Here is a 13,053-nt window from a genome sequence, read left to right on the forward strand (position 1 = left end):
ACGAGGTTGCCACGAATATGGTGACCGTTGAAGTAACGGGACACGATACTTCAATAAATGACTGTGACAAGAACAATGTTCAAATGAAGCCCCAAATTCATGATTCATACGATAATAAAATAGAAGCTCCAGGACAGCTGTCCTGGAGCTTCTATTTTATTCACCCTGTTCTTCATCCGGTTCCATGCTGTCCCCAATTTCCTACCAGGCCGTTCTTGGCCCACCATGGAGGTGTCAGCGACCCCATACTGAACAAGAGGCATTTTTGTAACCGTCCTTGCTGTCTAGGACTGGAACTTTCTTAGAAGCTCTTCGCATGTTTTGATAGCCGTCTTGTTCAAACTCAAGCTCTTCGACTCCCCTCGCACAAATAAGCGCTATTTCAAGTTAAATTGCATGCCTTCTTGGAATTTCTTACCGAAGAAGATGAACAAGATGATGATAGGTAGCGTCAGCAGCACCGATGCGGCGTACAACGGACCTGGATAGGTGCCATAAGGGCCGAACATTTGCGACAATAACACGTTCAGCGTGAGCTTATCGTCACTGCGCACGATGATCATATCCCACAGCAGCTCCGTCCAGCGTTCCATGATGAGGAACAGGAAGATAACGGTCGTGATCGATTTGGACATCGGAAGCATGATGCGGTACATGATTTTGAAATCATTGGCGCCGTCCAGTTTGGCCGCTTCGATGAATACCGACGGAATCGCCTTGAAGAAGTTCGTGTACATGAAGATCGCCCACAGGCTGACCGCCTTAGGGAGTATCATCCCCAAGTAAGTGTCGTAAAGGCCGACCTTCTGCACGATTAGAAACGTCGGGATGAGCAAAATGATAGCCGGGAAGAACATATGGAACAAGACGAAATTGTTAATCGTGTCCCGCCCGCGGAAATTCAGCTTGGATAGCGCGTAAGCAACCATGACGCCAGACATCATCATCAGGGCCGTCGAAGCAATCGATACGATCGCACTATTGAAGAATGAGCTCACCCACGGGCGAGATATACCCGTCTCGCCGCCGGAAAACAGCCAATTGTACGATTTCGTCGAATACGAAGTCGGTATGAATTTCTGGTCGACCTGGCTCCAATCCGCGAACGAATTAAGCACCATGTATAAATACGGGTAGACCATAATGAACAGAAGGATGACAGCCAGCCCATAGCGGACGGCCAGCTTGCTTGTACTGTTTCGGTTAATCCCAACCATAGCGTTTCCCCCACAGTTCCAGCAGTTTACGGATGATAAAGATCGAGATGAAGGTAGCGATCGACGCAAGCAGCGCTACAGCGGATGCGTAGCCGGCTTTCAAGTTTTTGAAGGCTTGATTGAAAATCTCCATCTGCCACGTGTTCGTAGCATAATTCGGTCCGCCGCCGGTTAATTGATACACTTCCGTAAAAATGCCAAACGTGACGCCGAACGATAAGATAAGCGTCGTATAGAACGCCGGGTAGAGTAGCGGCAGCGTAACGCGCCAGAATCGCTGTCGTTCTGTGACACCGTCGATTGCGGCGGCTTCATAGATCTCATTGTCGATGCTATTCAATCCCGACGTCAGAATAAGGGCGTAATACCCAGTGAATTTCCACGCCAATATCATTCCGACAACGAACAGTGCTGACATCGGAGTACCGAGCCAGTCAATGTTCATGCCAAGCTTGCGCAGGAAGGTATTGAGCGGACTCGAATAGGACAGAAACCCCTTCACAATCAGAGATGAAACGACCCCAGATGACAAGTAGGGCAGGAAGAAGCCAATTAGAAACACGCTCTTAAACCGAGGCACACTGTGTACGACGACCGCAACGCACAGGGCCAGTACCGTCACGAGCGGGACGAAAATTATCATGAATTTGTAAGTCACCCAGAAAGCTGCGTGCACGCCGGGTGATTTCAGCGCATCGGTGAAATTGCTAAATCCAATAAAATTATACTCCGGCGAAATTAGATCCCAATCCGTAAAGGACAGATAAAAAGACCAGATAAGCGGTCCGAAAAAGAATATCAACGAATAAATGAGGTAGGGGCTGGTAAATAACCAGCCCAACCGATTGTTTTTTTGATCCATTAGGACAACTCCTTCTATTGAAGAGCGGCTTCAATGGCTTTCTTCATATTAGCCCAGCCCTTAGCCGGCGCGATTTCACCGCGTACCACCTTGTTAAAGGCTTCTTGACCGATAAGCGTCTGGAGGTCGTTATATTTCGCATTGTCCATCGGCGGCACGGCATTCGGTACATTTTCAGCATAAGGCTTCAGTGCAGGATTCGCGTCGAGTACATCTTTAAACGATTCATTGCTCGTCAGGTCGTCGCGTGCTGGTGGCAGCTTCGTTTGCTCAAGCCATTTCACGTCATTCGTCGAATCGGAGTAGACCCACTTAATGAAGTCGATCGCCGCTTTCTGCTCCGCTTCGGAAGCTTGTGAGAAGATGACGAGACCTTTCGTATCGGCGAATGTCTTGCTAGTAGCGGGGTCTGTACCATCCGGAACCAAAGGCATGCTCAGCGCGAATGTTTCGCCCAATTTAAGCTCAGGGAACTTTTCTCCCCACATGCTGAATGTCCAAGGACCGATATCGGTAAAGACGCCAACGCCGTTTTCGAAAGGATCTGTAACGGTTTGCGACAAAATACCTTTCTCCTTGCGCAGGTTGTCTACGAACGTCAACACTTCCGTGCCTGATTTGTCGTCACCGACAAATTTGCTGCCTTCGACGAAGTGGTTACCATTCGACGCCGCATTGTAAAGCATGAAGAAGTCGAACCAACGTTTCCAAGCAGTCGGATCAGCCAAATCAGGTTTCGCCCATACGTATTTATCCGGGAATTTCGCTTTCAGCTTCTTAGTCGCGTCCAGCATCTCACTATATGTTTTCGGAACTTCAATATCGCCGGCTTGCTTTAGTATGTCGATACGCCAGCCGAACAGCATTGGGTTGGAATAGATCGGCAGCACGTATTGATGACCGTCGGAAAACTTCCAAGGCTCGATCGTGTTTGTCATGTTCCGGCTTTTTATAAGGTCCTCGAATCCTGGCAGCGTTTCAAGTGGAAGTAGCGCTTTGCTATTAGCCAGCTGCGCTGCGAATCCGCGGTTGATGTTCTCCGAAATCGTCGGCGCGCTCTTACCGGCAATAGCTGTTTGTATGCTCGCTTCAGAAGTGGGCGATTCTTTAATTACGCTGACGTTAATTTTGACCCTATCATTTACTTTTTCATAAGCTGTAGCTAGATCAGTCCAATAAGCTTGCTGAGTCGGGTTGGGAGCAGCCCAAAACTCGATTATTGTTAGGTCATCCTCCGATGCAGTCCCTTGGTTAGCATCGCCATTTTTTGCACACGCCGTAAGTACGTAGCTAGCCAAGGCCGTGACGAGCAGCGTGAAAACGAGCTTGTTCATTGTGTAGAAATCCTCCTTTAATGAATCTAAAGTTAATATTATGACAGTGGTATCATGTGCTCCCCTCAAAAGTGTGTTTCACATTGCGATGAGAGAGTTCTTTACGCTTCCTTTCTCCCAATATTCTGATTCCAGATTGCGACTTGGACGTAGTCTACGATTCTCAGCGGGCAGATCCGGCACAAAAAAGAGCAGTCTTATACAAACTACTCCAATCGTGCCCAATCTACGAAAGAATAGAGTTCACTATAGCAGTGGATGATTTTCGAGTACACATCCAATTCATCCGTTTTTGTCCAATCCATACGAAAAATGCGCGCTAGAATGCAGGTCATAATATGTGAAGGTACGCGGGTTTGGCATAGGGGATGAAGGCCATTGATTTAAGCTCGCCGCCGGTAAGTGTCCAGATTTTACCGTTTGACATCAAAGAAATCGGCAGTGTAAGCTTCGTCAGGTACTGGAGAAGAATGCTGTAGGGTGAGTGAAATGGTATAAAAGCGAAATCAATACAAGTATTTGATCGCAAAAGTCGATTCTACTAGTGTGCGATTCTACCTAAATACTTTAATACAAAAAAGCGTTAAAGTGTTGATGCGAAATTTGAAAATGGATCAACTCAAAGTTTTAGGAATGTTAGCCGCTCGGTTTTATCAAAAAAATTCTCTTATACAGTTCTTTACATAAAACTTGGAGGTTGGTGAATTGAGAATTAACACTAAACAAGGTGATTATAAGCATTTTAATAAGGCAGAAAAACTGGAATCTTTAACAAAGCTCCAATGTGAGGTGACTCAAAATGGAGTGGATGAGCCGCCATATGAAAATGAATTTTGGGATCACTATGAAGAAGGGATCTACGTAGATATCATCTCTGGTGAGCCGTTGTTTAGCTCAAATGATAAATTTGATGCCCACACTGGCTGGCCTAGTTTTACGCAACCTTTAGAGACTAATAATTTTGTATTAAAACGTCAGATCTATTTAGGTACCGAAGTCAGAAGCCGCAACGCGGACTCCTTCTTAGGTCATGTGTTTAAAGATGGACCTCAACCAACGGGACTGCGATTCTGTATGAATTCCGCAGCCTTGGCGTTTATTCCGATAGCGGAACTTGAAAAGAGAGGTTACGGATATTATTTAGCACGTTTTATAGATGAATCAAATTTGAAATAGAAATATAGTCGCACTTAATAGGGAAGGAACTTTAAATTGAAAATATATGATCTCATCGTAATTGGCGGAGGGTCCAGCGGTTTAGCAGTAGCGGCAGGCGTGGCGGGCTTCGGGGTGAAAGTAGCTTTGATAGAAAATGAGTCCGAAACGGGAGTGGAAGCTTCGCATAAAGGTCGCGTTTCATCCAAATCATTACTTGCGATGGCAAAGGAACTCTATTCGGCTAAGAAAACGGTTAAAGCATATGGAATTTGTTTGCAAACGGAAATCGATTATAAAGAGGTTTATGGCGGAGTCCATGATGAGATTTCTGCGATTCAATCATGCGATAGCACAGAACGATGTCGGAGAATGGGCGTGGAAGTAGACGTGTATCACGGACACGGTCATTTCCGTGACGAGCACCATATTGAGATTAACGGTGAAGAAGTACTATTCGGCAAGCGTATTGTCATTGCAACAGGATCCCGAACGGCAGATCCAATGATTGAGGGATTGCAGGAAGTGGATTTCCAGACCAATGAAAGCGTGTTTGACTTACAATCTTTACCCGAAAGCCTAGTAGTTATTGGGGCGGGGGAGATCGGATTGGAACATGCTCAAGCTTTTGCGTGGTTGGGATCCGATGTTACCGTACTCGAAAAAAAATCAGGATTATTAATCGGTGAAGACGAGGATATCGTACCTTACGCACAGGCTGCAATAGTAAAGGAAATGTCGCTTCAGTTCAATACGATCGTGAACAAGGTTGAAGCCATGCCTGACGGAAAAAAGCGATTAACTATCGAACGTAACGGTGAAAGGCACCATTTGGACACGAACTCCATTTTTATTGCAACCGGAAGAAGACCGAACACGGATCGTCTGGGGCTATCAAACATTGGCATTGTATTAGACGGTAACCATATCGTTGTAAAAAGAACATTGCAAACAAGCATACCGCATATTTACGCAGTCGGCGATGTGATTAAGCCGTTTCCGTTCACGCACTCTGCGGGGATGGAAGTGAAGATCGTCATAGAAAATACAATTTTTCGATTGAAAAGAAAAGTAAGCTACGACAATGTTCCGAGGGTAATACATGTGGAACCAGAAATTTTTCATTTAGGTATGACCGAGGAAGAAGCACGGAAACAGTCCGGAGCTAATATCCGGGTTTATAAAGTGACCTTAGATCAGGTAGATCGATTTATTACGGATCGGAATGCAGAGGGTATCGTAAAGGTGATTACTGATTTGAAAGGAAGGATATTAGGAGCGCATGCAATCGGAAAGGGAGCAGCGGACTGGATGCAGGGAGCTGTATTAATTAAACATTTCGGACACAAGTTTCAAGCCATTTCGCATGTGGCGCATCCGTATCTTGCCCGAACGGAAGCTTTAAACAAAACCGGTGATCAATATTGGAGGGAGAAGTTGTTGCAAGGTGGCTTCCTGAGGCGATCTATTAGGAGTTATATAAGTTGGTTTCAAGAATACGGACAGTGGATGGATTATGACTAATAATTTCCTAATCTTCGTTAGCATGATAACAGCAAGATAATATAGTTTTAAAACTCCATAGCTGCGATTTGAATTGTTGCGCTATGTGGCTTGGCTTCGCAAACGCAAACGCAAACGCAAACTAGAGTTAATCGGTGGGGAAAATCTAACAAAGCCTGGGGATTAAGAAATGATAATTAAACCGAAACATGGTCGACATAAATATCTTCAAAAAAAAGGGGCTCGCTCTGCAGATACTGATTCGGATGAGTTTTTATTTACTAGAAGTACAAATGCGATACTCGAACATATTGGTTTAGTATTACAAGGTCTTTGGAGTAAAACAACATTCCACTTAAACACTATGGATTATTTTTCAGGATCACGACCAGAGCTTGGAATGCTGATTCTGCAGGAACTATGCGACCAAAGAGTTCATCGGGAAAGGAATAATGTCTAAGCACGTTATTTAATAAGCAATGATCTTCCAGATCCCAAGTAGTCATATTCCCTCCAAGCTCCCACGAAGCTCAAGTTCTTGGATTCATCGGCTTGTCACTTTATTAATGAAAGGAAACTGGTAAAAACCGAAACATTAACTTTGTCCCTCTCTATAAATCCACGATCATAACAAGGAACCAGGTGAACGCGAACATGGGTCGAGGTTGGTTTGAACTACGTTCGTATGAATATGTGGGGATATTGGCCCGGTCTAATATAACGACGACAACGGGCGAATATGATCGATTTATTGTAACTATTAAAAATAAAATAAGTAGTTACTTGCATAATGAGATGGGGCATGATATAGTGCTTATTGTAACCAGCAAAAACAAATATAAAAGGTTACATGAGTGAGTGGGGAAATACAAAACGCTTAACGACATCGCTTTACATGCTTATGAATCCGGGGATATCTTCCGCACTGCTTTCCTGAGAGAACTCCGCTGACAACTTTCATGCAGTCGATATCCCATTACCCAGAAGATCGCTTTCTGTCCAGGAGAAATTCAAGCCCTGCGATGCTGGGCTGAGCATAGTTATCACGAGCTAATTACTTCCACGATGCGCTAGATGGCTCGACCACCCACAAACACATACCAGAAGGAGATTAACAACATGACTAATCCTCAAAGTATTCGCCCGTTTCACGTGAATGTCCCAGAAGCAGAGCTAACCGAATTGCGCAATCGTATCAACGCGACAAGATGGCCCGAGAAAGAAACTGTGTCAGATCAATCGCAAGGCTCGCAGCTTGAAACGATGCATGAACTTGCTCGTTATTGGGCGAATGAATACGACTGGCGCAAGATTGAAGCTAAGATCAACGCTGTTCCGCATTTCCTAACCGAGATTGACGGTCTGGATATTCATTTCATCCACGTTCGTTCGAAGCATGAGAATGCGATGCCGATCATCATTGCACACGGATGGCCGGGATCGATCATCGAGCAAATGAAGCTGATCGAACCGCTGACTAATCCTACGGAGCATGGTGGAACCGAAGCGGATGCATTCCATGTCGTTATTCCATCGATGCCTGGTTACGGTTTCTCGGGCAAGCCGTCTGCGACAGGTTGGGACCCGGAGCGCATCGCGCGCGCTTATGGCGAGTTGATGACGCGTCTTGGCTACGAGAAGTATGTAGCGCAAGGCGGTGACTGGGGTGCAATTGTTGTTGATTTCATGGGCGTTCAAGAAGCAAAGGGATTGCTCGGCCTTCACACTAATATGGCTGGCGTGATTCCTCCTGACGTTGATGCAGCTATGTGGTCCGGCAATCCACTGCCGTCCGGTCTCTCTGACGAAGAGAAACTAGCGGTCAAGCAAGTTGGCGAAAATAAGTTCTATTACGCCTTCTTCATGGGAACGCGTCCTCAGTCACTGACTGGACTTGTGGATTCACCTATTGGTCTGGCAGCCTTTATGATTGACCACGACTGGAAGAGCCTTGCCCTGATCTCCAGATCTTTTGCCGGAATTAATGAAGGTTTAACTCGTGACGACGTTCTCGACAACATCTCGCTCTTCTGGTTTACGAACTCCGCGATTTCTGCAGCCCGTATTTATTGGGAGAACAAATGCTCCTTCTTCGCAGTTAAAGGCGTGAAACTTCCGGTTGCCGTAAGCGTCTTCCCGGATGAACTTTATGAAGCACCGAAGAGCTGGGCAGAGAAGGCTTACCCGAGCTTGATCCACTACAACAAGCTTCCAAAGGGCGGACACTTTGCGGCCTTTGAGCAGCCTGCGCATCTAATTGCAGAAATCCGTACAGGATTGAAATCACTGCGCTAATTGGAATTATATATGTCATTCTGTTCTGCGGCCCGCTCTGGGCCGCAGATTTTCTTTTACATGCTGCATCTTACAGAAGGTACCGTGAAGAATCACGTTACCAATCTGATCGCGAAGCTGGGGCTGCGAGATAGAACACAAGCAGCCTTATTCGCAGTAAGACATCTGTTATAAACGGCATGACTTTTGGCACATAAGTATGCTATTTATCATGACTTTAATTGTATATAGGGTCTTTATTGGTATGAATTTCATTACGTTTCACAGATTTGCTCCTGTACTTTCGTTGTTATAATGCAATGATAGTGAACTTACATATAGCAAATGAAAACCGAAAGAAGGATGAAAATGAAAAAAGGCTGGTTTGAATTGGACAAATACAAGCATGATAATGGTTTTTTCCACTATGGCTCTTATTGCTCCAAAGCATGGCAAATCAATATCTATTCTTATAAAACCGAGGAGGATTCAATACCCGATGTAACCTTGATCTTGCATACAACAAAAGAATACGGGGGCGGTTATTGCTTAATGGATTATTCAATTTCGTATGTAGGCCGCGCCATCATGTTTGATGAGGCAACTGCTATGGTCAAAAAGCTAGATGATACTAATAGATATAATGATCCCATGAGCTTGACCGAGCATTTAGTGGTCTGTCGCGAGTTCTTTGATTGTGGAAAAATGATACAAACTACATAAGGAGGTGATCGGGAATGGTGAAAAGGTTAAATCAAGAAGTAAGAATGAAAGTGGTAAGAGAAGCTTTAGCTGGTATGACGGTTGGGACACTAGCCACATTGTATGATATTCGTCCGGAAATCGTTCGCAATTGGATGCGGGAGCATCATGATGACATCGCTCCGGAAGAAATTCCAGCGGCCCATGAACACCTCCAAGAACTGCAGCGACTGCAAAACGTCGAATTAAAATATGAGAAGGCTATGAAGATTTTAGAGGAGAAAGAACTCGAGAACGAGATCCTAAGAGAACTTGTAAAAAAGAGAAACCCCGCTTATATGATAAGTACGCGGTAGCTGGCCAATTCATTGAGCGGGGGAAAACAGCATCTGTGGTTTTACGAATTATCAGAAACTCAGGTGCGCATTAATAGCAATGTTACGGAAGAATAAACTGACGTCGATATCCCATCGACTTCGGTTTTTTTGTGCTTCAAACGTAACCACTAAAAATTAAATAGTTAGTTACTTGAATTCCGCTGTGTTTCATGTTATATTTGTAACCTGCAAAAATAAACATAGGTGGTTACTATATGGAAGGGGATATTCGGATATGCGCAAAAAGCACAAAAATCTAATCATACTGGTTCTTCTCGCTATTCTGGCAGCTGGATCTATTTATGAGCTTAATTGTTTTTTGAACCACTAAGATTGAATGCATCATCCTATTAGATACTGCAGAGGAGAAGGAGAAATTGAAATTTAGAAAAATGATGATATATGTGTTAACGATTGCCCTGGTATTCTTTATTGTTTATCTCATTTATATGTCCTATCACAAAAGAGAAATAGCGAAGGCTCAAGCGCTATTAGATACGTTTATTGAAAATTCGAATACGACTTACGAAAAAGCTGTGTTTGCAGGTGGCTGTTTCTGGCATATGGAAGAGGCTTTCGAGAAACTTGATGGTGTCTTGCGTGTTGAAACAGGTTATACGGGAGGACACACGAAGAATCCCACCTATGAGGAAGTAGGTTCCGGAACTACAGGACATCTCGAATCAGTGGAAGTCCTTTATAATCCTAATCAAATTACATATGAAAATCTCCTTCAAGTTTTCTGGCGTAATGTTGATCCTACGGATGCATACGGCCAATTCCTTGATCGTGGTGCTGACTATGAATCAGCTGTATTTTATAGCAGCAATGAACAGAAAAAGTTGGCAGAAGCATCAAGAGATGCACTAGCAGCATCAAATAGGTTCGATAAAGCGATTGTAACGAAAATTTCATCTGCAACAACGTTTTACATGGCCGAAACGGAGCATCAGGATTTCTACAAGAAAAACCCAATTCGCTATGAGTTGACCGAATACGCCTCTGGTCGAGATGCGTTTCTGAATAAAGCCTGGAGTAAGGACAGGGAAGTGAAATTCACTGTAAAAACTGGCTTTCATAAAGATTTTAATAAAGCGGAAAAGCTGAAAATGCTGACTAAGCATCAATTCAACGTTACTCAGAATGGAATTGATGAGGTGCCGTATGAAAACGAATATTGGGCTAACGAGAAAGAAGGCATTTACGTCGATATTGTTTCGGGCGAGCCTCTGTTTAGCTCAAAGGACAAATATGATGCAGGTTCGGGCTGGCCTAGTTTCACAAAACCGATGGAGCCGAACAATATTGTTTTAAAACAACGATCCGGTTTATTTTCATCGACAACTCAGGTAAGAAGCCGATATGCAGATTCCTTTCTAGGCGATGTGTTTAATGACGGGCCTAAGCCAACGGGATTACGCTACTGCATGAACTCTGCGGCCATGGAATTTATCCCGAAAGCTGAGCTTGAACAAAGAGGATATAGCGCTTATGCCGCACTTTTTAACAATGACAACAAATGAAGTTGGTAACCCATTTAAAGAAACCTTTATTACTCATCGGCGTTGTCATCGGATTAATATGGTTCAATCACAAAGTTCTACATCTCAGTCCTGAGGGAATAAGATCGTGGATACTAACTTTCGGACGGGCTGCCCCGCTTCTGTACATCTTTATATATGCGGTTCGTCCCCTAATCTTGTTCCCCGCATCCGTTCTTTCATTGACGGGAGGATTGGCTTTCGGTCCGGTGTGGGGCACGGTGTATACGATCGTCGGTGCGACACTTGGTGCGGTGTTTTCTTTCGGGCTAGCGCGAGTATGGGGTCATCAATTGATTTCCGCAAGGTCAAGAGAGAATTGGGTCAAGCTTGAGAAGCAACTGGAACAAAAGGGTTATATGTATATTTTGCTTTTGCGCCTGATCCCTATATTCCCCTTTGATCTTATCAGTTACGGAGCCGGCGTGGCTAAAGTGAGATTTAAGGCATTTTTATTCGGCACTCTTCTGGGCATCATTCCGGGAACGTTTGCTTATAGTTTCCTGGGCTCGAGTTTTCTGCACGACAAGAAATCATACATCGTCATTGCTGCGACTGTGTTCGTGCTTGTCACACTGATACCACTTGTTCTCAAGCAACGAGTGTATAAAACATAAAGAGAAGGAGCACGCACATTGAAAAGCTATGATCTTGTTGTCATTGGCGGTGGAGCTGGGGGACTTACAGTAGCGGCGGGTGCGGTCAACTTTGGGGCAAAGGTGGCGTTGATTGAAAAAGAACCTGAGCCTGGAGGGGACTGTTTGCATACCGGATGCGTGCCATCCAAAGCGCTTATTGCCGCGGCTAAGGAGCTATTTACGGCTAAGAAAGCTGCCGGAGCCTATGGATTGAAATTGCAGGGTGAAGCCGATTATTCGGAAGCATTCCGAAGAGTCCAAGCGGCCAGAGCTGCCATTCAACCTCATGATAGCGCAGCACGATTTCGCAGTATGGGTGTAGATGTATTTCAAGGTCATGGTCAATTCCGAGATAGGCATCATATTGAGATCAGTGGCGGCGAAGTGATTTATGGCAAACGCATTGTCATTGCCACAGGTTCCAGAGCGGCCATTCCACCTATTGATGGTTTGCAGGATGTAGATTATCTAACTAATGAAAGTTTATTTGATAGGAAGTTGCTGCCTCAGAGCCTAGTTGTTATTGGGGCAGGGCCGGTTGGTTTGGAATTGTCTCAAGCGTTAGCCCGTCTTGGTGCCAAAGTGACCGTTCTCGTAAGAGGAACGCAGCTATTAAACAAAGAAGACAACCATCTCGTTTCCTACGTACAAACTGCGCTGGATAAAGAAATGTCGTTTCTGTTTCAAACGACTGTAATCAAGGTTGAAGCCTTGCCTGATGGGAGGAAGCGAGTTGTTGTGGAGCGTGACGGGGAGAAGCTTCAATTGGAGACTGAAGCCATATTGATTGCGACCGGACGACAGCCAAACACCGATCATCTTGGACTTTCACGCATCGGTATTCAAATGGATCATGATTATATTGCGGTTAAAGCTACAATGCAGACAAGCATTTCACATATCTATGCGGTCGGAGATGTGATCAAGCCTTTTCCGTTTGCGCATGCAGCAGGCATGGAAGGTAAAATCGTCGTAGCCAATGCGGTATTCGGATTGAAACGGAAAGTAAGCTACGATAACGTTCCATGGGTAACCTACACGGACCCGGAAATCTTTCATTTGGGAATGACGGAAGACGAGGCTCGCAGAAATGTTGGGGATCACATTCGGGTTTACACTGTGACGTTGGATCAGGTGGATCGATTTATAACCGATCGGGATACAGACGGTATTGTTAAAGTGATTACCGATACGAAAGGAAGAATCTTGGGGGCTCATGCTGCCGGGAATGGAGCAGGGGACTGGATGCAGCAGGTAGTATTTGCGAAGCGCTTCGGTCACAAGCTCCCCCATATATCGCAAGTGGTGCATCCGTATCCCGCCCGCTCGGAAGCTTTATTACGAACGGCTGATCAATATTGGCGCGATAAGTTGGTTCAAGGTGGTATAGCGGAGCGGGTAATCAAAACCTATGTAAAATGGTTTCGTTAATATTCAAGGAGGACTTTGT

Annotated in this window: 12 protein-coding genes and 1 pseudogene; 10 read left to right on the forward strand and 3 right to left on the reverse strand. The window is 44.9% G+C overall.

Features of this window, described 5'->3' with window-relative positions; translation table 11 throughout:
* Nucleotides 1-377: 377 nt before the first annotated feature.
* Genes AC0YN4_RS03135 through AC0YN4_RS03145 form a run of 3 tightly spaced genes read right to left on the reverse strand, consistent with a single transcriptional unit; the run spans nt 378 to nt 3,413 of the window.
* The gene (locus tag AC0YN4_RS03135) at nt 378-1,217 is read right to left on the reverse strand and encodes a carbohydrate ABC transporter permease (protein ID WP_475784842.1); all 840 of its coding nucleotides are present in this window, start codon (nt 1,215-1,217) and stop codon (nt 378-380) included.
* Nucleotides 1,204-2,079, reverse strand: coding sequence for a carbohydrate ABC transporter permease (locus AC0YN4_RS03140; RefSeq protein ID WP_475835115.1), 876 nt, complete (start codon nt 2,077-2,079; stop codon nt 1,204-1,206). The genes AC0YN4_RS03135 and AC0YN4_RS03140 overlap by 14 nt, the downstream gene beginning before the upstream one ends.
* 14 nt (nt 2,080-2,093) lie before the next feature.
* Complete coding sequence (locus AC0YN4_RS03145) at nt 2,094-3,413, reverse strand: ABC transporter substrate-binding protein (protein WP_475835116.1); 1,320 nt, start codon at nt 3,411-3,413, stop codon at nt 2,094-2,096.
* A 711-nt stretch (nt 3,414-4,124) separates the two neighbouring features.
* Here AC0YN4_RS03145 and msrB point away from each other — a divergent pair.
* From msrB to AC0YN4_RS03195, 10 genes and pseudogenes are all read left to right on the forward strand, one after another.
* Nucleotides 4,125-4,589 (forward strand): peptide-methionine (R)-S-oxide reductase MsrB, encoded by a 465-nt coding sequence (gene msrB / locus AC0YN4_RS03150; protein ID WP_475835565.1) that lies wholly within the window; start codon nt 4,125-4,127, stop codon nt 4,587-4,589.
* A 36-nt stretch (nt 4,590-4,625) separates the two neighbouring features.
* The gene (locus AC0YN4_RS03155; protein ID WP_475835117.1) at nt 4,626-6,092 is read left to right on the forward strand and encodes a dihydrolipoyl dehydrogenase family protein; all 1,467 of its coding nucleotides are present in this window, start codon (nt 4,626-4,628) and stop codon (nt 6,090-6,092) included.
* Between the two features lie 169 nt (nt 6,093-6,261).
* Nucleotides 6,262-6,531 (forward strand): hypothetical protein, encoded by a 270-nt coding sequence (locus tag AC0YN4_RS03160; protein WP_475835118.1) that lies wholly within the window; start codon nt 6,262-6,264, stop codon nt 6,529-6,531.
* 659 nt (nt 6,532-7,190) lie between these two features.
* Nucleotides 7,191-8,366 (forward strand): epoxide hydrolase family protein, encoded by a 1,176-nt coding sequence (locus AC0YN4_RS03165; RefSeq protein WP_475835119.1) that lies wholly within the window; start codon nt 7,191-7,193, stop codon nt 8,364-8,366.
* Nucleotides 8,367-8,429: 63 nt separating this feature from the next.
* A pseudogene (locus AC0YN4_RS03170) lies at nt 8,430-8,540 on the forward strand (LuxR C-terminal-related transcriptional regulator); the annotation flags it as partial.
* A 150-nt stretch (nt 8,541-8,690) separates the two neighbouring features.
* Nucleotides 8,691-9,068: a hypothetical protein gene (locus AC0YN4_RS03175; RefSeq protein WP_475835120.1), complete on the forward strand. Its 378-nt coding sequence runs from the start codon at nt 8,691-8,693 to the stop codon at nt 9,066-9,068.
* 14 nt (nt 9,069-9,082) lie between these two features.
* A complete protein-coding gene (locus AC0YN4_RS03180) occupies nt 9,083-9,403 on the forward strand; it encodes a hypothetical protein (RefSeq protein ID WP_475835121.1) in 321 nt (106 codons plus the stop codon).
* Nucleotides 9,404-9,873: 470 nt separating this feature from the next.
* Nucleotides 9,874-10,947: a peptide-methionine (S)-S-oxide reductase MsrA gene (gene msrA, locus AC0YN4_RS03185; protein WP_475835566.1), complete on the forward strand. Its 1,074-nt coding sequence runs from the start codon at nt 9,874-9,876 to the stop codon at nt 10,945-10,947.
* The gene (locus AC0YN4_RS03190) at nt 10,944-11,582 is read left to right on the forward strand and encodes a TVP38/TMEM64 family protein (RefSeq protein WP_475835122.1); all 639 of its coding nucleotides are present in this window, start codon (nt 10,944-10,946) and stop codon (nt 11,580-11,582) included. Before msrA ends, AC0YN4_RS03190 begins: the two co-directional genes overlap by 4 nt.
* Before the next feature lie 18 nt (nt 11,583-11,600).
* Entirely contained in the window at nt 11,601-13,034 is a 1,434-nt protein-coding gene (locus tag AC0YN4_RS03195) for a dihydrolipoyl dehydrogenase family protein (RefSeq protein ID WP_475835123.1), read from the forward strand.
* Nucleotides 13,035-13,053: the final 19 nt, after the last annotated feature.

The sequence above is a fragment of the Paenibacillus sp. J22R3 genome, from assembly GCF_056269305.1.